We start from the raw sequence: 19,466 nt of genomic DNA on the forward strand, positions 1-19,466 counted from the left end.
GGGCGCAACACTGGTGGCATGGACGCCGACAGCTCGATGGACCCGGTGCAGGCCCTCCGCGAGACGGCGTTCTGGCTCGAGCGATCCAGGGCGGAGACGCACCGGGTGAAGGCGTATCGGCGCGCCGCTGACGTGGTGGCGGGTTTGTCGGAGGAGCAGCGGGAGATCCGTCAGCGCACCGACAGCTGGAAGGATCTGCCGGGCATCGGACCGAAGACGGCGACGGTGATCCGTGAGGCACTCGACGGTGTTCCTGCCTACCTCACGGAATTGCGGGAAAAGGCGGAGCCCCTCGGCGGCGGTGCACTGCGCGAGGCGCTGCGGGGTGATCTGCACACTCATTCGGACTGGTCCGACGGTGGCAGCCCGATCGACGAGATGATGCGCAGTGCGGCTTCGCTCGGTCACGAATACTGCGCTCTCACAGACCATTCCCCGAGACTAACCGTGGCTAACGGATTGTCCGCCGATCGGCTGCGCGCCCAGGTCGAGGTGATCGCCCGCCTCAACGAGGAGCTGGCGCCCTTCCGTATTCTCACCGGCATCGAGGTCGACATTCTCGAAGACGGTTCGCTCGATCAGGATCCGGACCTCCTCGACGAACTCGACATCGTGGTGGCGAGTGTGCATTCGAAGCTTCGGGCCGAGAGTGGTGCGATGACGCGGCGGATGCTGAAAGCTGTGGAGAATCCGCGAGTCGATGTGCTGGGACATTGCACGGGTCGCCTCGTCACGGGAGGCCGCGGCACTCGGCCGGAGTCCACATTCGACGCAGAGAAGGTGTTCACCGCCTGCCGTGACCACGGCACCGCCGTCGAGATCAACAGCCGTCCCGAACGGCGCGACCCCCCGAGCAGGCTGATCGACTTGGCCATGGACCTCGGGTGTCTGTTCTCGATCGACACCGACGCGCACGCGCCCGGACAGCTTGCGTGGCAAGGGTACGGGTGTGAGCGGGCGATGCGGTGCGGCGTCGAACCCGAACAGGTGATCAATACGTGGCAGGCCGACGATCTACTGGAGTGGGCAGGTTCCCGGTAAGGGGAGAGGACGCCTGCGCCCAGAAGCGCTTCGGGATACGACCGGCATTCCGTGCGCGGCGTCCGGCTCGAACCGCGTCCGCCATGGCCGCGGCCATGAGCGGCGGATCGGACGAGCGGGTGACGGCGGACGCGAGGAGCACGGCGTCGCACCCCAGTTCCATGGCCAGGGCCGCATCACTAGCGGTGCCAATCCCGGCGTCGAGGATGACCGGGACATGGGCGCGGGCGACGATCATCTCGATGTTGCGGGGGTTGGAGATGCCGAGTCCGGTGCCGATCGGTGAACCGAGTGGCATGACGGCGGCGCAACCGGCGTCCTCGAGCCGCATCGCCAGCACGGGGTCGTCATTGGTGTAGGGCAGCACGACGAAGCCGTCGTCGACGAGTTGCTCTGCTGCCGAGACGAGTTCGATGGCATCGGGAAGAAGGGTTCGCTCGTCCGCCACGACTTCGAGCTTCACCCATTCGGTGCCCAGCGCTTCGCGCGCGAGCCGAGCAGTGAGCACGGCCTCCGCGGCGCCCCGGCAACCGGCGGTGTTGGGCAACAGTGCGATGCCGAGTCGGTTCAGCAGTTCGAGCATGCCCGTCTTTCCTGCCGAGTCGACGCGGCGCATCGCGACAGTGGTCAGTTCGGTGCCCGATGCGAGGAGTGACTCCTCGAGAACGGAAAGGTTGGCTGCACCACCGGTTCCCATGATCAGCCGCGAAGAAAATGTGCGGTCTGCGATCGTGAGCGGGTCGACCCGGATCTCCGCCACCCTGCACCTCCTCCGGCCGGAACTTCTTCGTGTACCGCACCCTACGGGCCAGAGAACACGGAGGTGAGAACCACATGTGCGCTGCGTCATAGGTCCAGATTGGACCCACGGGCGCGCAACTATCTGGATCTTCTGGACCCGTACCAGGCCGGCCCAGAATGAGGTGCGAGGGCACACGATGGGAGCCGAGATGACCACGATCACCGGGCACAGAAACCGCACCCGCAGAGCGAGGGAGGCGGAGTGTCTCGCGGCGGAACTGGAATCCGCCCGTCGCCGCATCATCGAACTGATGGGCCAGCTCGACGAAACAGCACGTAGCCGGGACGATTTGCGCGACCGGATGCAGGCGATGGCGTGGAATGCCCGTTGGGGACGCGAGCAGATCGGGTTCGGCGTGCTGTGATTCAGCTGCGCTACAGCCAGGTGGTCGGGCGGATGAGATTGGCGAGATCCACCAGGGTGTATCGATGCCGACGCTCGGGCGCTTTGCGGGCGAGCGCCCGCAGTGCCGACTCGGCCCCGGTCCGCAGACCGTGTTCGGTGAACGGGACACCGAGAAGCGTTGCAGTCGTAGGGATTCGACCCGACCGCAACCAGTCCACTGCCACACCGAGCACGAGAACGCGGGTCTGCAGTGCACGTCGTTCGTCGTGGGCGAGGAGCTCGACCCGTTGGGCGGCTTCTTGTAGGTCCCGTTCGCACACGTCCGCGACGGGACGGTCGTGGACCAGCACGAGCACGCTCGTCAACCGCGCTTCTGCGTAGTGTCGCGAGGTGGGCGGCACCTCGTCGAGTGCCCGGACGGCGCCGTCCCGGTCACCACGGTGATCGAGTTGCCTGGCGAGGCCGAACGCCGCGCTGACGACGCCGTGATCCGTCCGCCACACTGTGCGGTAGAACTTCTCGGCCTCTCGCCGCCACACCTCGCAGTCCTCCCCTTCCCGGTACTCACAGCCCATCTCCGCCGTCGCCGCCAGCGCGAGCTTCGGAGCATCCTCGCCGGGAAGCGCAGTCAACACGGCGTCGAAACGGCCCAGCGCCGCCTCGAAGTCGCCCTCGAGAAGCGCACATATCCCGCTGTACCAGTCGATACGCCACGCGTCTCCGCGCTCGAGCGGCAGAGAAGACAGGATCTGCGCTGCCTCCCGGGGATGTCCGAGGTCGAGGTGCGCTCGGGCTTCGGCGAGCGGAATCTCGATGCTGGGTCCCGCACCGCCCCGCAACGCTTCCCGCGCCCGGCTCAACGAATCCAGGAGTTCCTTCGGCCTGCTGTGCACCACCGTGAGGTACGGTGCCGCCGGATCATCGGGGTTGACGAGTGGGATAGGAAGCGCCCGAGCAACACCTATCGCACTGACGCGTTCGTTGCGGCGATGCCCGTCCACATACACATCGGTGCGGCTGATGGCGAGGTCCGTGCCGAAAGTGGTGCGCTGCGGGCTGAACAGTCGGGAGAGACCGGGACTCGGACGCCCGGTCTTCTGCGCGACGACCTCGCGGAGCACGCCCTCCAACTGTGTCGACATCTCCTCGGCGGAGACGAACCGACGTTCCGGATCGGCATCCGTGGCTCTGCGCAACAGCCGATGGTAGAACTCGTGCTCGGCCAGTAGCGGTGCCTGCTCCGGGGTGGGGAGATCGTCGACGTAGCGCCCCGAGTTCGAGGGCAGATCGATGGTGAGCGCGGCGAGCGTGCGGCCGACGGTGTAGATGTCCGAAGCCACCGTCGGACCGGTAGTGGCGATCTCCGGCGCCTGATAACCCGGTGTGCCGTAGATGTAGCCGTGGTCGCCGATACGCGCGACCGCGCCCAGGTCGATGAGCTTGAGCTGATCGTGGTCGCCGATCATGATGTTCTCGGGTTTGAGGTCGTTGTACACCAGTCCCATGGAGTGCAGATATGCCATTGCGGGTGTCACCTGGAGGATGTAGCCGATTGCCCGTTCCACCGGAAGCATCGGCCGCGGCGCACCGTCGGGTGTGTCCGCGTCGACCTCCGCCAGTACGTCCCGGAGTGTCCTCCCCCGGATGTACTCCATGACGATGTACCCGATGGGATTGCCGTCCAGCCCTGGGTGTTCGACGAAGTTGAAGATTTTGACGATGCTGGGATGCGTGACTTCTGCGAGGAACCGCCGCTCGGCCAGTGCGACCTCTTGCGCCTCGGGATCGCCCGAGTGCAGCAGTCCCTTGAGGACCACCCAGCGATCGTTCACGTTGTGGTCCAGCGCGAGGTAGATCCAGCCCACCCCGCCGTGCGCCAGGCAGCCCAGCACCTCGTACTGCCCGGCGACGAGCTCGCCTGTCTCCAGTTGCGGCGAGAAGGTGAACACGGTGCCGCAGTGCTCGCAGACGCCCTCCGTGGGCCCGGGTTTCCCGCTCGTCGAACGCCCGACCGGGCGACGGCATCGGTCGCAGAACCGTTTGTTCTCCGCCACCACGGGGTTGGTGAGGAGCATCGAAAGTTCCTGTGTTCCAGGGCGGTCCACAGTCGTCGGCGGCGAGTCGGTATCGTCGGCGAACGGGTCGAACCGCACACCGCGGGTGGATTGCGGCTCAACCGGGGGTGTTCGCTGAGTTTCGTCGCTCACGGCCCGACACCTCAATCCCGATAGGTCGGGGCGGGCGGGCCCGGAACCGGGCCGAGTACGGTCAGCCACCTGTCGTAGAGCGCCATCCACGTCCCGTCGGCCCGCATCCGATCGAGGGTGCCGTTCACGAAGCGCACCAGATCCTCATGGCTCTTGTTGACGCCGATGCCGTACGGCTCCGATTCCAATGGTGGGCCGACGATCTCGAGATTCGGATCCTGGGCGGCCAGCCCGGCGAGAATCGAGTCGTCGGTGCTGGCGGCATCGGCGTGCCGTTGCTGAAGGACCACCAAGCAGTCGTCCCAGTCGGGAACCGCGACAATCGTCGCCTCGGGTTGTACTCGCTGAACGGTGGCGAGCGACGTGGTCTCGGTGGCGGTGCACACTCGCTTGCCCGCAAGGTCCGCCGGTCCCTCGATGCCGGAACCCTTCGGTACCAGCAGTCGCTGGTAGGCCTGGAAGTAGACCGTCGAGAAGGCGACGCGCTCGGCACGTTCACACGTGATCGTGGTGCCCTTGACGACGAGATCCACCTCGTCGTTCTCCAGCGCGTCGAAGCGGCTACCGAAGGTGAGCAGCCGGTACTCGACCTTGGACGGATCGCCGAACAGATCGCGGGCAACCTCCTTCGCGACGTCGACGTCGAATCCCATCAGGGTGCCGGTGGTCGGGTCGCGGAAACTGAAGAGGTTGGTGTTCTGGTCGAGGCCCACGACCAGGCGTCCCCGGGCCAGGATGTCGTCCACCGCAGAACCAGGGGGTCGACTCCCTGGTGGGATAGCCGGGCCGGGCCGCAGGCTGGCGAGCGCACCGCACGTGTCCGGTGCGGGCGGTTCCGCCGGCGCGACGCCCGACGGCGGCAGAATCTGAGCCCCGTCGGACAACGGGAGCTCGGCGTAGTCGCCGCCGGGGATCGGCGAGAGCGGTTGCGGGGCGGCGCACCCGGCGAAGAGGACGGTGGCGCACGCGCACACCAGGAGGTGCGGGCGGAAGGCGCGCCGTCTCGTCCGTGTCGGTCGATCCACCGGAACCATCAGTGGTACTCGTTCAGTCTTGGCCAGATCCCCCCACCGACGGCGAACCCGCAGAGGACGCCGATCACCATGCTACCCACCGCGAGCAGCGACAACGACCGATACGCTACGGCCATTCCGTCCAGTTCCTCGGTGCGAAATCGCTCGATGCCGGTCCGGAGAGATTCGTCCAGGGCGGCGAACCGAGCGGTCGACGCGATCTCGCCCGAACCGATGGCGAGGGCGCTCGCACCCGAGTAGTCGCCGGCCGCGAGCCTTTGCTGCAACATCTCGTGGGCGGCCCGCCACCCGTCCAGCGCGGCAAGCGCGTCGGCAACCTCGGGTCGCGCGTCGCTCTGTAACCGTCCGAGGGCGTCGGCCAGTGCGGAGGAGTGCGCCTCGTAATCGATCTCGGACTGCTCGTCGGAGCCGCGCTGCAACAATGCCAGTGTCTCGTCCGCCCGTGCCTGCTGGGCGAGAATGCGTGATTGTGTGATGGTGGCGAGTGGTTGTGCCCCTTCGCTTCTCGCCCGATCGATCGCCGATGTGGAGACCAGTGCGGCCGCGGCCAGCCACACCAGGAGGGTTGCGGTGAGAAGTGAGGCAACGACGAGACCGGGGTTGACGCGTCGCTTACTCTTGCGCGCCAGGTAGACCTGGGCGAGGACGAGTGCGATCAGCAGTCCCGCGGTGACGACGAATGCCGCGCGCGGCAGCCGGGCACCGTGGGCCTGTGTGTCGGCGACGGACCGCGACTGTTCGATGTATAGACGCTCGGCTGCAGGCAGGATGGTGTCCTGCATCAGGGCCGACGCGTCACCCAGATAGGCGACGCCCACCGGATTGCCCGACCGGTTGTTGGCGCGGGCGGTCGCGACGAGCGTGGTGTACACGGACATGTGCCTGGACACCTCCGACAGCAGGCGCAGCGCCCCGGCGTCCGTCGAAGACACTCCGTTCGACGCAGTCACCAGGGCGTTCGATGCATCGCCGATCGCCTGGTTGTACCGGTTGCGTACCTCGCGGGGTTCGATTCCACCGGAAATGAAGGAGGTCGTGGCTGCGGCATCGGCGATCGACAGAGAGCTGTAGAGAGCTTCCGCGGCGTACGCGAGCGGTTCGGTATGCGTCCGTAGTACGTCGATCCGCTGTTGACGGGCACCGATCGCGGCCGACGCGATGGCCCCGGTCGCGAGTGCTGCAGTCACCAGTGCGATGCCCAGCACGGAGAGCCGGCCCGGTGTCGAGGCAAGAAATTCGCGCCAGGGCTGCCGGCGGGATTCGGGCTCGACGAGCAGTGACTCGTCCAGCGAGTGCTCTTCGGTGACGGCGCTGTCTCCGCGGTGGAACACGGTGTCCTCCTCCGCCGAGGTGTTCTGCCAGTGTGCCCGATTTTCGCCGTATCGTGCCGAAAAGTCGATGTCGGGGGCCGGACACAGAAACGAGGACAGGGACCCGGTCCGGTCCCTGTCCTCGGATTCGATGGGGGTTCGTCAGAGTTGCTCGCGCGCTGAAACTCCGACGAGTTGTTCCGCTTCGGGGTTGGGCGCCGATGCTTCTTCGGCCGCAGGGACGGTGCCCTGCGGTTCCGCGCCGGCCCGGCTGCGACGGCGGAATTCGTATCCGATCAGGATGAAGACCAGGGTCACCACACTGAGCCAGAACTGCGAACGGGTGGTGGGCAGAACCGCCATCGCGGCAATCACGGCACCCATCAATCCGATGGTCGCGTAGCTCAGCCACGGGAACAGCCACATCTTCAGGCTGAGGGCCGAGGGGTCCTGCGCTTCGAGCTTCTTACGCAGGGCGACTTGGGAGAGGGCGATCATGAGGTAGACGAAGAGCGCGACGGCGCCGTAGGAGTTCACCAGGAACGAGAACACCAGGTCCGGGGAGACGAAGGCCGCGACCACGGATGCATACCCGATCACTGTGCCGGCCAGGATCGCGCGCCGTGGCACCCCGCCGCGCGACAGGTGCGTGAACATCCGGGGGGCGTCGCCGTTCCGAGTGAGGGCGAACAGCATTCGGGAGGAGGTGTAGAGCGCCGAGTTCAGGCAGGACAGCACCGCGGTGAGGATGACGATGTTCATGATCGTGGCGACTCCGGGAATGTGCAGGGCCGAGAGGGCTGCTGCATAGGGGCTGACTCCGACGGCCTCGGTGCTCCACGGCACGACCGCGACGACGACGAAGATGGAGCCGACGTAGAACGTGATGATCCGGACCACGATGGAGCGCATCGCCCGGGCAACCGCCTTCTTCGGCTCCGCTGATTCGGCCGCCGCGATGGTCACGATCTCGGCGCCGGTGAAGAAGGCGACGCAGGGGACGACCGCCGCGAGCACCGCGCCCCACCCGAGGGGGGCGAACCCGCCGTTGCTGACGAGGTTTGCGACTCCGGGAGTCGAGTCGGGCCACAGTCCGGTGATCCAGAGGGCGCCCAACCCCAGGAAGAGGACGATCGCGATCACCTTGATCGAGGAGAACCAGTACTCGAACTCGCCGAATGAACGCGCAGAGACAAGATTGGTACAGGTCAGGATGACGAGGAGGCCGAGACTGAGGATCCACAGCGGCGCGGACGGTAGATACAGCTGCAGTATGCGCCCGCCCGCAATGGCCTCGACGGCGACGACGATGACGAAGAAGTACCAGTACATCCACCCGACGGAGAAGCCGGCGCGATTACCGAGCGCTTCCCGGGCGTAGACGTAGAACGATCCGACGACGGGCCTCGCCACCGCCATTTCCGCGAGCATCCGCATGATCAGGAGGGTGATGACCCCCGCGATCAGGAACGACACGATCGCTGCCGGGCCGGCGTTCTCGATGACGACGCCGCTGCCGACGAACAATCCGGCACCGATCACGCCACCGAGGGCGATGAGGTTCATGTGCCGTTTCTTCAGGCCTTTTCCGAGGCCGGAGTCCTGAGTTCGGACCGGGGGTGGTGTTGAGGTCACGTCTTCCTCCACTGTGCGCTGACCGGGATCGTCAGGTCGCCATCGCGATCCGGGGGCGGACCGTCGGCGGTTCGGAACGGAGAACAGTGCCGGCGGGAGATACGGGAGACGATCTACCGCGAACTGAACTGTTGGTGTGATTCACAACACTGTATGGAGGGTGTGGAGGGGAGCACAGTGCCAGTTCGGGCACGCCTCTGGGGTCCAGATCCAGGTGAGGAGGAATTGGGAGGTACGCGAGAGGGCGGGGACCGTTCGATACGCCTGCGTGACCAACACGCAGGCGCATCGAAAGTCCTAGCCGTCGGTGTCACGGGCAGTCGCGCCGCACTCACCGCATGCCTGCATCAGCGCCGCACTGCGCGGGCGCCTGGCACGGGCCGGCAACCGAACCGCTGACCGCAAGCGTGAGGCAGGTCGGCCATGGGAGTCGATCGTCTGGTGGGTCCGGCGACCCGCTCTCCGCGCCGCCGGGAGGAGCGGCGACCAGGGCCAGTGCCGGCCGACGCTGCGCCGCGCCCGCAGGAAGCCGAGGCCGAGTACGAGCCCGAAGATCAGGTGCCCGATCAATGAGAGTGCGAGCGTCGTCGGCGTGAGCGGAAACATGGCTTGCTGCCCGTCCGGCGACAGGGCGACCGTGGCGATGAGGCCGGCCCACACCGGGAACACCGCAAAGGCGACGGAGGTGAGGACGACCGTGCGGCGTGACAAGTGCTGAAGGCCCAAGGCGAGGGCGATGAGAAAGAAACCGATTCCGATTCCGCCTCCGTCACCGATGTAACGCCAGAGATAACCGACGACTGCGCCGGTCCGGGTGTCGGATCCCGAGTGGAGCCAGGTACCCATTTTCGGAATGAAGTCGCCCCACAGGTCGAGCAGGTACACGGTGTCGAGGCGAAAGATGTCGTAGACCAGACACGCGAACATCCCCCAGCCGAGGCCATGGCCGACGATGCGGTCGATCGGGTGCGGAGCAAATACGCACAACACCGCGAGGGCGGCCGCGAGTGGAATGATCACCAGCGCGCCGGTGGTGTTCATCGGCACGACACCGAACACCTGCGCCGAGATCGCCAGTAGCGGTAGGGCGGCGAGCAGAAGGTAGAGGCCTGTCCGGGTGAGGGTCCAGTGGTGGCGGACTCGCTTCGGGCCGGATTCGACGGTGGGCGCGGCGGTTCGCGCCAACTCGTGATCGTGCGCGGCGGGGACAGTGGTGTCGAGGTTGTGCGACACAGTGGTGATGTCCTTTCGATCGAGGGGACTTCTTCCTCTGAGGGTTCCGTTCTGACGTTCTCAGCGTCCGGCAGATGGGCGGGTGTGAACAGTCACCTGAGGGTTAGTAATCGTCACCCTGAACGCGTTTGGATAGTCGAAGTTGTAAAACCGTTTCGACACAGTCAAATACGTCCCGCCTCCCAGAGACCGCCGCATACATGACTCCGCGGATATTCGAGTTCTGGTCACGGCTCCGGTGTTAACGTGGAAGCACAGGGCGACCGGAGAGGTGCTTGTCGATGAATGGTTCCATTCGGAGATTGGCCACCGTGGCACTGACGCTGGTCGCTGCCGCGTTCATCGCCTCCCCACCTTCGGCGTATGGCTTCGCCGAAGACATCTGCTATAGCCCGGACGGTGCACCGCCACACAATTGCGCGCCTCTTCCACCCAGCTGTTCGCTCGACGACCCCAACGGCCCGATCTGCGGCCTCGAGGCATTTGCGCGCTACGGGTACACCCTGCGTCAACCGCTCGGTGGACGCAGCCTCGTGCACGCCGACTCCACGTACATCATCGCCCGCACCGTCGGCTTCTCAGAGCGAGATTCCTATTGGATCGCGGCATACGACGAAGCGACCGACCTCGGCACCTTCGCGCCGCGCGACATCAACGGCCGACTCGTCCCCGACTCGGTCGCGTGGACCACCAAGGACATCGGCGGCCTCGTGCGCACCCACTTCGCCACCGGTGGGTTTCTGTTCCACTTCCTGCCGACGATGCGTGGACCGCTCGATCCCGAACCCGACGGCTCGCGACCCGATATCGGTGATCCCCGACACGAGGTCATGCTCACGCACGTGCGGCGCTGGGCGATGGCAGGCCCAGGTAGTAGCACTCCCCTGTGCACGGCAGGCTTCACCAATCTGTCCGCAGACGGCGACTATGCCACCGGCACAGGGTGTTACGGAGACGATCGGCCTGTGCAGATCAACGGTGTGTACAGCCTCGAGACCCCGGTCGCAATCCCATTCACCAACGTGACCGGCCAGCAAGTCATTTCGGGGGAAGTCCGATCGTCGCAATTCGATTCCTGGATCGGTAGCGAATCTTCGAACGCGAGGATCGGCATCTACCTTCACGCACTCGGTGACCGCATTTCGCATCATGTCTGCACCGACGCCGGGACGATCACTCCGCCATCGCCGGATCGGCCGGAGTTCCGGATCGATCTGAACAAACCCACGTGTGACCAGGGTCCGCACGCAGTCCGTCACGAGTACGAGACCGGTGTGGATTTCGCCGGGCTCGCGCCTGAGGATCAGACCACAGAGGCGGCGCTGTCGATGGTCTACGACGAGCTCGTCGACTTCGCACGAATTCGCGGAACTCTCGATGCCCGGGCCACGGCACCTGAGACTAAGAATGCACTCCTGCTCGACGGCCTTCTGCCGGCGCTGGAAGCCCGGAAGCCGGTCGAGCGCCTGCACGCCGTCACCGAGGTCGGATGCCGATTCGGTGTACCGGCATTCCCCGGAAATCCCGGGTGCCGCGGCTGATCGTTGCGCACTGAGCGGGCCCGCGCAGAAACAGCCTGGATGCTCGTAAAGTTGGTGGTATTCGTGGGTTGGAGGTACGAAAATGGCAACCACCACCGTGCCGACGAGTAGCTCGTTTCTCCCGGCGGGTCCGACTCTGGGGGTGGAGGAGGAGTTCGTCCTCGTCGACCCGAACACCGGACGACCCAGTCTGTACAACACCGAGGTGTGCGAGGCCGGGAACGAGCTGGGCATCGTCCTCCAGCGCGAGTTCTGTCGCTGCCAGATCGAAACGTCGACGTCGGTCGGCACCCACATCCGCGATCTGCGCGATCAGTTGTGTGAATCGCGCGCGGTGACCGCCGACGCCGCTGCCCGCACGGGATGCCAGCTCCTGGCAGTCGGAACGCCGATGTACGACCCGCCACCGAATTCGAATTCGATCACCGACACACCGAGGTATCAGCAGATGGCCGAGCGCTTCGGCGCCCTCTCCACGGGCGTGATGTGTGGCTGTCACGTGCACGTCGGCATCGAGGACCGCGAGCAAGCGGTGCAGGTGAGCAACCATCTGCGGCCCTGGTTGCCGGCGCTGCTGGCGCTGACCGCCAATTCCCCCATCGCCGGCGGCCTCGACACCGGTTATGCGAGCTGGCGGTACGTCCTGTTCGGCCGGTGGCCCAGTGCGGGACCGCCACCGTACTTCCAGTCCGCGCAGCATTACGACGACGCGGTGCAAGTGATGCTCGAGACCGGCGCCATCCTCGACACCGGCATGGTCTATTGGGATGTGCGGGTGTCGAATCATCTCCCCACTGTCGAGATCCGGATCAGTGACGTTCCCGCCACCATCAAGGAGACGATGACCCTGACCACCCTGGTGCACGCGTTGGTCATGACCGCGATCAGGGCGATTCACCGCGGCGAGTCGGCGTCGGCGATCGATCAGCAGGTGCTGCGCGGGGCGTGCTGGTTGGCGGCCCGCGACGGGCTCGCCGGGCACGGTCTCGATCCGGTGACCGCGCACCGAATGCCCGCGCACCGCCTGGTGTACCAACTTCTGGCACACGTCAAGCCGGCTCTGGCGGAACTCGGCGAGTACTGGCAGGTGACCACGTCGCTGGCGTCGGTGCTCGATAAGGGCAACGGGGCTATCCGCCAACGCCAGACCCTTGCCCACCGGGGCAATGTTGCCGAGGTGATCTCCGAATGCGCACGCCGCACCTTCGAAGGTTGCCTCCCCGAACCGGGCGATGCGCTTCCGCTCTGAAACTGCGGGAGTCCCCCGCGCCCCCTGGTCCCTCTCCTTCCCTCAGATCTGGTTCTGGGCGGTCTGTATCTCCGAGTCGTAATGTGAGGTGACTCCCGCAAAGGTGATGTGAGTCACACATACCAGGGCGTTCGATCCGCGCCGCTCACCGGCAGGACAGGCAGGGTGGCGCGGACTTCGCCGCCGCTATTTGGAGGAAACGTGGACAGTACCGTTCCTGAACACACCGACAGCTCCGGTTTGGGCAAGGGGCTCAAACGCCGGCACATGAACCTGATCGCCCTCGGTGGCGTGATCGGCGCCGGTCTTTTCGTCGGCAGCGGTGTCGTCATCGGCGGTGCGGGCCCGGCCGCGATCATCTCCTTCCTCATTGCAGGCATCATCACGTTGCTGATCATGCGGATGCTGGCGGAGATGGCGGTAGCCAGGCCGGTGGTCGGGTCGTTCTACGTCTATGCCCGGCAGGCGCTCGGACGTCGCGCCGGGTTCGCGACGGGGTGGATGTACTGGTACTTCTTCGTCATCGTTGTTGCTGTCGAGGCCGTCGCCGGCGGCCGGATTCTGCAGCTCTGGTTGCCGATGATCCCGCTGTGGCTGCTGAGCCTCGGACTGATGCTGCTGCTGACGGCCACCAACATGGTCTCCGCCCGCTCCTACGGTGAATTCGAATACTGGTTCTCGTCTATCAAGGTCGTAGCGATCGTCCTCTTCCTCGGAATGGGTGCCCTCTGGATCACCGGGCTGTGGCCTGACTCGACGCCGGGGCTCGGCAACCTCGTCGACCACGGTGGATTCACCCCGCTCGGCTGGGGCGCAGTACTCGCCGCGGTCGTCCCCTGCGTCGCCTTCTATACCGGCGCAGAGATCGTGACGATTGCGGCCGCGGAGTCGGAGGAGCCGAAGCGGGCAGTGGCCCATGCCATGCGGTCGATCGTGGTGCGCATCGTGACGTTCTACGTCGGCTCCATTCTCGTCGTCGTCGCGATCCAGCCGTGGAACACCGAAAGCGTCGGTGTGAGCCCGTACGCCGCGGTGCTCGAGGTGCTCGGAATACCCGGCGTCGCCACGATCATGAACTTCATCGTCCTCACCGCGGTGCTCTCCTGCCTGAACTCCGCGCTGTACACGACATCGCGAATGTTGTTCGCGCTGACCCGTAACGGCGACGCACCGAAGTTCTTCACCAAGCTCTCCCACAACGGTGTGCCTCGCCGGGCGATCCTGCTCGGCACCACCGTCGGGTACGTTTCGGTTGCCTGCACCTATGTGTGGGGTGACATCGTCTTCAGCTTCCTCGTCAACTCGTACGGCGCCGTCGCGCTCTTCGTGTACCTCCTGATCGCTATCTCCCAGGTGGTGCTTCGGCGCAGACTCGAGCGTGAAGACCCTGCCGCACTGCAACTCCGGATGTGGTTGTTCCCGTGGCTGAGTTACGCGACTATCGCCCTGATGGCCACCGTCATCCTCGCGATGGCCTTCCTGCCGACAACCCGCTCCCAGTTCCTCATGAGCGGACTGACGCTCATCGCCATCCTGGTCACCTACGAAGTGCGGCGGTGGCTCGGCAAAGGCGGAGCAGACGACGACGCGCTGTCCGGTGCTCCCCCTATCGGTTCGCAGGACGAGTCGGTCGCGGAGGCCGAGAAGCGCATCGAGGCGATCGAAACGCTGGGCGGCTCGGACCTCGAACTGCTGGCCGCGGCGCAACAGGATCCACACACCGACCGTCATCAGAGGGGAGAGTCATGAGCGCATCCACCACCGGCACTGCGCGCGTCAAGCGGGGCATGGCCGAGATGTTGAAGGGTGGGGTCATCATGGACGTCGTCACCCCCGATCAGGCGAAGATCGCCGAGGACGCCGGCGCGGTCGCGGTGATGGCGCTCGAGCGGGTGCCCGCGGACATCCGCGCGCAGGGTGGGGTGTCGCGGATGAGTGATCCGGACATGATCGACGGCATCATCTCCGCGGTCTCGATCCCGGTGATGGCCAAGGCCCGGATCGGGCACTTCGTCGAGGCGCAGATCCTGCAGTCCCTGGGGGTCGATTATGTCGACGAGTCCGAGGTCCTGACCCCGGCCGACCATGCGAATCACATCGACAAGTGGAAGTTCACCGTCCCGTTCGTGTGTGGTGCGACGAACCTGGGTGAGGCGTTGCGGCGGATTACCGAGGGTGCGGCGATGATTCGGTCGAAGGGTGAGGCCGGTACCGGGGACGTGTCGAATGCCACCACGCATATGCGGACCATCGGTGGGGAGATTCGCCGGTTGACGTCGCTGAGCGAGGACGAGCTGTATGTGGCGGCGAAGGAGCTGCAGGCGCCGTACGATCTGGTGGTCGAGGTGGCGAAGGCGGGGAAGTTGCCGGTCACCATGTTCACTGCCGGTGGCATCGCGACCCCGGCGGATGCGGCGATGATGATGCAGCTCGGCGCGGAGGGTGTGTTCGTCGGGTCGGGGATCTTCAAGTCGGGTAATCCGGCGGAGCGGGCCGCGGCGATCGTGAAGGCCACCACGTTCTTCGACGACCCGGACGTGCTTGCGAAGGTCTCTCGTGGGCTGGGTGAGGCGATGGTCGGGATCAACGTCGACGACATCCCGGTTCCGCACCGCCTCGCCGAACGCGGTTGGTGACGTACCGAACTCACAGTCGTCGTTCAGCCCAGCAGTTCGGGGATCTCCGCAGCGCTGTCCAGGATGTGCGTGTGGGGCTCCAGGCTCAGAGTCGCCGCGTCGTGCGCGCCGGTCAGGACACCCACGACATACCGTGCCCCGGCGTTCGTCCCGGCCCGGAGATCGTTCGGAGTGTCACCACCCACCAGCACCTCGTCGACGCTCTGCACGCCGGCGAGTTCCATGGCGCGGAAGATGAGATACGGCGACGGCCTGCTCATCCGCACCTGATCGCTCGTGATCACCCCGTCGATGTCCCGCCCGATCTCCCACCCGACCTGCTCCAGTAGTGGTTCCGCGATCTGGCGTGAATAGCCGGTCTGTAGAACGACCTTGATGCCGCGCTGCCGCAACGTACCGAAGGCGTCGTGAACCCCGGGAAGTGCGGTGGGCGGAGTCTTGCGGTATGCAGCCAGAAGTATTGCGGTGAAATCGGATTCGACGGCGTCCAGTACCGTCTTCTCGGCCGGGACGACGCTCTCCCGCAGCAGGCCCTCGATGGCCTGCCGCTTGCCCGTGCCCTTCCACCGGTCGAACCGATCGTCCGGAATCGGTTTGCCGAGGTGCCTCTCGACGGTGTCGCGCAACGCGACGTACACGGCGCCACCTTCGTCAACGCTCGTCCCGGCAATGTCCAGAGTGACCAGAGAGACCCCGTGTTCGGACATGGATATGACTCCTCACTGTTGAGCCACCGGCAGGTGATGGCTGTCAGTGGGCGATCATCGACAGCACGTCGGCGATGACGTCGCTGTTGGTACCGCACGACAGATCGAGCGTTCGGCAGCGGTCGTAGTACGGGCTCAGGTCCAGCCCGACGCCGAGTCCGTACACCTCGACGGCCCGCTCGTCCTCGTGTCGCTCGACCACGTCCTGCAGGTGGTGGTCCAGGTAGAACTCGTCGTTGGCCAGCGCGGTGGCGCCGTCCAGGGGGCTTCCGTCCGAGATCACGAACAGGAGCCTGCGGCCCTGGGTGCCCCGCAACCGGGAGCACGCCCAGTCGACGGCCTCACCGTCGACGCCCTCTTTGAACAGATCGTTCTTCAACAGTCCCGCGATCGCGGGACGGGCACGGCGCCAGGAGGTCTCGGCGTCCTTGAACACCAGCTGCCGGACCTCGTTGAGCCGTCCCGGGTTGTGCGGACGGCCGGACCGGAGCCAGTCTCGGCGGGCTCGGCCCCCGTTCCATCCAGCGGTCGTGAAGCCGAGGATCTCGCACCGGGCGTCGGCCAGTTCGAGGGCCCGGGCGAACACGTCGACCAGGACCGCGACCGGTTCGCCGAACTCCTTCATCGAACCGGAGCAGTCGATGAGGAAGGTCACCGTCGTGTCGGTGTGCGGCTCGGTGCGTTCGGCCCGGAAGAGTCTGCGCTCGGTGGGCGAGGTGACGAGCTGGGCGAGCCGGCGACCGTCGAGGTATCCCTCTTCCCGGCCGCCTTCCCATCCGTCGGTGACCGGTTCCGTGAGTACGGCTTTCAGCTGGCGTCCGAGTTTCCGGACGTTGAGGTGCTGCAGGTCGATGACGAGGTCGAGTCGCCGGCGGTACTCCTGGAGCAACTCCGGCCGGACGAGGGACGCGATCTGCCGGGTCTCGTCGTAGGCGTGGGTGAACACGCGGTATCCGTCTCCGCCCTCCCCCAGCGCGCGACTACGTCCCGATACCGCGGCCTGGAAGGTCTCGTCCTCTTCGGGGTCGAAGTCGAACAGGAGGGAGAACGCTGTCCGGCCGTCGCTCCGGTCGTCGGCCGAGACGTCCGTGTCGGTGGGTGACTCCAGGTGACGGCCGATCAGCTCGGCGACGGCCTGCGCGTGGATCCCGAAGTCGTTTTGCGAGAACCGGGTTCGTCGCAGCCATGGAAGGTGGTCGCCGAGAACGGAGGCGAGAGCGAACCGGGTCGATTCGATCAGGTCCTCGGTGGCCTCGGGTATCGGTTCGGCGGTGATCCGGGCCCGGCACATCTGCGTCACCGTGAACAGCAGCATTCCGTGCACCGTCTCGGTCAGACCGGACGTCACGTAGTCCTGCGACCACTGCGTGAAGCGGCGGGAGAGGTTGGCGCGCACGCCGTTCCATGCGTCGGCGGCCAGCGACTCGACGCGGAATTGTTCCAGAATCTCGAAGATCAGCCGACCCGCCGTGTCGTCCGGGCACAGGCTGCGATGCAGGACGGGGTCGGTGTGGAGGAGGCGCGACGCCATGCCGTCCGCCGCACCGCGGAAGGACGTGAAGTCGGCGCCGTCGAACGACGGGTGCAGGTGTGGGGCGGGCATCGGCACGCGCCGATGTCCGCGATGGAGTTCCGGTCCGCGAAAGTGCACCCCACCCTGGCCCGCGAGGGCGCGGATCGTGCCGGCACAGAGTTCGTGCACCTCCTGCTGACGACGGACCGACGCGGGGCGCACAGGCAGTTCTGTCATGACTGCCCGCTCAGGCCGTGCTCGTCGCGAGCATCGCCGACCGCTCCAGTTCCGAGTCGAAGCATCGCTGGAAGTACTCGGCGACGACGGGCCGCTCGGCCTCGTCGCACTTGTTGACGAACGACAACCGGAATGCCAGTGCCGGGTCGTGGAAGATCTCGATGTTCTCGGCCCAGGTGATCACCGTGCGCGGCGACATCAGCGTCGACAGGTCGCCGACCCGAAAACCGCTCCGGGTCAGGTTGGCCACGGCGACCATCGACCCGATGCGCTCCCGGCTCAGCGACGGCACCCGCGCGGACACGATCTCGATTTCCTGTTCCGCGGGGAGGTGATCGAGCGTCGCGACGATGTTCCAGCGATCGATCTGCGCGTGATTGAGTCGCTGCACACCGTGATACAACCCGTTGAGATTGCCCAGGCCGACGGTGTTGGCGGTGGCGAACAACCGGAAGGCCGGATGCGGAGTCAGGACTCTGTTCTGATCGAGCAGGGTCAGTTTCCCGTCGCGTTCGAGGAGACGCTGGATGACGAACATGACATCGGGGCGGCCGGCGTCGTATTCGTCGAGGATCAGCGCGACGGGCCGCTGCAGTGCCCAGGGCAGAATGCCTTCCTGGAATTCGGTGATCTGCTTGCCTTCCCGGAGGACGACCGCGTCCTTGCCGATCAGGTCCAGCCGGCTGAGATGCCCGTCGAGATTGACCCGCACGCACGGCCAGTTCAGCCGAGCCGCGACCTGCTCGATGTGCGTGGACTTGCCGGTGCCGTGCAGACCCTGCACCATCACCCGGCGGTTGCGGCCGAACCCGGCGAGGAGGGCGGTGGTCACCGCGTGATCGAACCGGTACGCGGGGTCGATGTCGGGGACGTGGTCGACGGGTTCGTGGAAGGCAAGCACCGTCAGGTCGGTGTGGAGTCCGAACAGCTCGCGCGCGGACACCACGTGGCTGGGGGCCGCAGTGGTCATTTCGGGCATGCGCCCTCCTTCAGTTCAGGTCTGTCACTTCGGTTTCCGTGACCTCGTTCTCGATCTCGCCGATGGCGTCGGCCGCCCGCCGCAACGCAGGAAGGAGCTTGAGCGCCTTGTCGGGGGTGAGTCGCATGACCGGGGCCTGGACCGCAATGCAGAGATTGGAATTGCCTGTGGCGCAGGGGACGAGCACCGCGGCGCAGACGAGTCCGGGGAGGAACTCTTCGTCGTCGATGGCGTAGCCGTCGCGGCGGACCTGCTTGAGTTCGGTCTCGATGAGCTCGATATCGGTGACGGTTTTGTTGGTGTAGCGCTCGAGCGGCATCCGCCCGAGGAGTCGCCGGCGTTGGGCGGGGCTGAGCTGCGACAGGATCATCTTGCCGCTGGCCGAGCAGTGCGCGGGCACCCGCGAACCCGCATGGAGCGTAAACCGAAGGGGCTCAGAGGTTTCCACCCGATCGAGATACACCACTTCGCTACCCGACAGAGTGGTCACGTTGCAGCTCTCGCCGAGTTCCGCGACCAGGTTTCGGAGGATGGCGTGTCGCGCACCGTGGTGGGTGTCGTTGAGCAGCAGATTCTCGGCGAAGCGACGCAGGCGCACGCCGGTGCCGTAATGCCTGCCGTTGTTCTGCCGGGTGAGGAGTCCGGCGCCCTCGAGCTGCTGGAGCATCCGGTGCAAGGTCGGCTTGGCCATGCCCGTCTCCTCGACGAGCCCTTGCAACGTGAACAGCTGGTCCTTGGACGCGATCATCTCGAGCAGCGCGAACAGGCGGAGCGTCGGCGTGTCCCCGGGTAGCTCCGTTGTCGGGTGTCCGTTCGACTCGTCGATCCGGTGAATCTCACCCACGGTTCCTCCTAGGCCCAGACGGCGACGCCTTCACGTCGTGTATCGAAAAATCATACATCCCGTTCCAGTTTTAGGAACATCCATTGACGAAGTGTGTGACGTGGCCTACTGTTCCAACACATCACAAAATCACGAACGAAACGTTCCGATTTT

At 65.8% G+C, this 19,466-nt stretch carries 16 protein-coding genes; 6 read left to right on the forward strand and 10 right to left on the reverse strand.

The genetic code is table 11. The annotated features are described in order from the left end of the window. Positions 1–36: 36 nt before the first annotated feature. Positions 37–1,041: a PHP domain-containing protein gene (locus HYG77_RS16330; protein WP_208963405.1), complete on the forward strand. Its 1,005-nt coding sequence runs from the start codon at positions 37–39 to the stop codon at positions 1,039–1,041. Here the strand turns inward: HYG77_RS16330 and HYG77_RS16335 are convergent. Continuing rightward, positions 992–1,801, reverse strand: coding sequence for a thiazole synthase (locus HYG77_RS16335; protein WP_208959892.1), 810 nt, complete (start codon positions 1,799–1,801; stop codon positions 992–994). The genes HYG77_RS16330 and HYG77_RS16335 overlap by 50 nt on opposite strands. A gap of 190 nt (positions 1,802–1,991) precedes the next feature. Here HYG77_RS16335 and HYG77_RS16340 point away from each other — a divergent pair, with 190 nt between their 5' ends. Further along, a complete protein-coding gene (locus HYG77_RS16340) occupies positions 1,992–2,207 on the forward strand; it encodes a hypothetical protein (protein WP_109335488.1) in 216 nt (71 codons plus the stop codon). A 10-nt stretch (positions 2,208–2,217) separates the two neighbouring features. Here HYG77_RS16340 and HYG77_RS16345 read toward each other — a convergent pair whose 3' ends face one another. The 5 genes from HYG77_RS16345 to HYG77_RS16365 form a co-directional block, all read right to left on the reverse strand. Then, positions 2,218–4,395 (reverse strand): serine/threonine-protein kinase, encoded by a 2,178-nt coding sequence (locus tag HYG77_RS16345; RefSeq protein ID WP_208959893.1) that lies wholly within the window; start codon positions 4,393–4,395, stop codon positions 2,218–2,220. Between the two features lie 11 nt (positions 4,396–4,406). Further along, entirely contained in the window at positions 4,407–5,429 is a 1,023-nt protein-coding gene (locus tag HYG77_RS16350; protein ID WP_208959894.1) for a glutamate ABC transporter substrate-binding protein, read from the reverse strand. Further along, positions 5,429–6,760, reverse strand: coding sequence for a hypothetical protein (locus HYG77_RS16355; RefSeq protein ID WP_208959895.1), 1,332 nt, complete (start codon positions 6,758–6,760; stop codon positions 5,429–5,431). The genes HYG77_RS16350 and HYG77_RS16355 overlap by 1 nt, the downstream gene beginning before the upstream one ends. Positions 6,761–6,901: 141 nt before the next feature. Further along, on the reverse strand, positions 6,902–8,305 hold the full coding sequence (locus HYG77_RS16360; protein WP_244461362.1) for an amino acid permease: 1,404 nt from the start codon (positions 8,303–8,305) through the stop codon (positions 6,902–6,904). A gap of 366 nt (positions 8,306–8,671) precedes the next feature. Beyond that, positions 8,672–9,607: a hypothetical protein gene (locus HYG77_RS16365; protein WP_208959897.1), complete on the reverse strand. Its 936-nt coding sequence runs from the start codon at positions 9,605–9,607 to the stop codon at positions 8,672–8,674. A 281-nt stretch (positions 9,608–9,888) separates the two neighbouring features. Here HYG77_RS16365 and HYG77_RS16370 point away from each other — a divergent pair, with 281 nt between their 5' ends. The 4 genes from HYG77_RS16370 to pdxS all read left to right on the forward strand — a co-directional run bounded on the left by HYG77_RS16370 (position 9,889) and on the right by pdxS (position 15,033). After that, entirely contained in the window at positions 9,889–11,148 is a 1,260-nt protein-coding gene (locus tag HYG77_RS16370) for a hypothetical protein (protein WP_208959898.1), read from the forward strand. 82 nt (positions 11,149–11,230) lie between these two features. Then, the gene (locus HYG77_RS16375) at positions 11,231–12,397 is read left to right on the forward strand and encodes a glutamate--cysteine ligase (protein ID WP_208959899.1); all 1,167 of its coding nucleotides are present in this window, start codon (positions 11,231–11,233) and stop codon (positions 12,395–12,397) included. A 201-nt stretch (positions 12,398–12,598) separates the two neighbouring features. Beyond that, positions 12,599–14,146 (forward strand): amino acid permease, encoded by a 1,548-nt coding sequence (locus tag HYG77_RS16380; RefSeq protein ID WP_208959900.1) that lies wholly within the window; start codon positions 12,599–12,601, stop codon positions 14,144–14,146. Continuing rightward, positions 14,143–15,033 (forward strand): pyridoxal 5'-phosphate synthase lyase subunit PdxS, encoded by an 891-nt coding sequence (gene pdxS / locus HYG77_RS16385; RefSeq protein ID WP_208959901.1) that lies wholly within the window; start codon positions 14,143–14,145, stop codon positions 15,031–15,033. The genes HYG77_RS16380 and pdxS overlap by 4 nt, the downstream gene beginning before the upstream one ends. Before the next feature lie 23 nt (positions 15,034–15,056). Here pdxS and HYG77_RS16390 read toward each other — a convergent pair whose 3' ends face one another. Genes HYG77_RS16390 through HYG77_RS16405 form a run of 4 tightly spaced genes read right to left on the reverse strand, consistent with a single transcriptional unit; the run spans position 15,057 to position 19,313 of the window. Next, positions 15,057–15,740 (reverse strand): phosphonatase-like hydrolase, encoded by a 684-nt coding sequence (locus tag HYG77_RS16390; protein WP_208959902.1) that lies wholly within the window; start codon positions 15,738–15,740, stop codon positions 15,057–15,059. Positions 15,741–15,783: 43 nt separating this feature from the next. Next, complete coding sequence (locus HYG77_RS16395) at positions 15,784–17,490, reverse strand: cobalt chelatase (RefSeq protein ID WP_208959903.1); 1,707 nt, start codon at positions 17,488–17,490, stop codon at positions 15,784–15,786. Positions 17,491–17,500: 10 nt separating this feature from the next. Beyond that, a complete protein-coding gene (locus tag HYG77_RS16400) occupies positions 17,501–18,469 on the reverse strand; it encodes an AAA family ATPase (protein WP_208959904.1) in 969 nt (322 codons plus the stop codon). 10 nt (positions 18,470–18,479) lie between these two features. Further along, positions 18,480–19,313 carry an IclR family transcriptional regulator gene (locus HYG77_RS16405; protein WP_109334702.1) on the reverse strand — a complete coding sequence of 278 codons (834 nt, stop codon included), beginning with the start codon at positions 19,311–19,313 and terminating at the stop codon, positions 18,480–18,482. Between the last annotated feature and the right edge of the window lie 153 nt (positions 19,314–19,466).

Source organism: Rhodococcus sp. ZPP, from assembly GCF_017656075.1.
Lineage (GTDB): Bacteria > Actinomycetota > Actinomycetes > Mycobacteriales > Mycobacteriaceae > Rhodococcus_F > Rhodococcus_F oxybenzonivorans.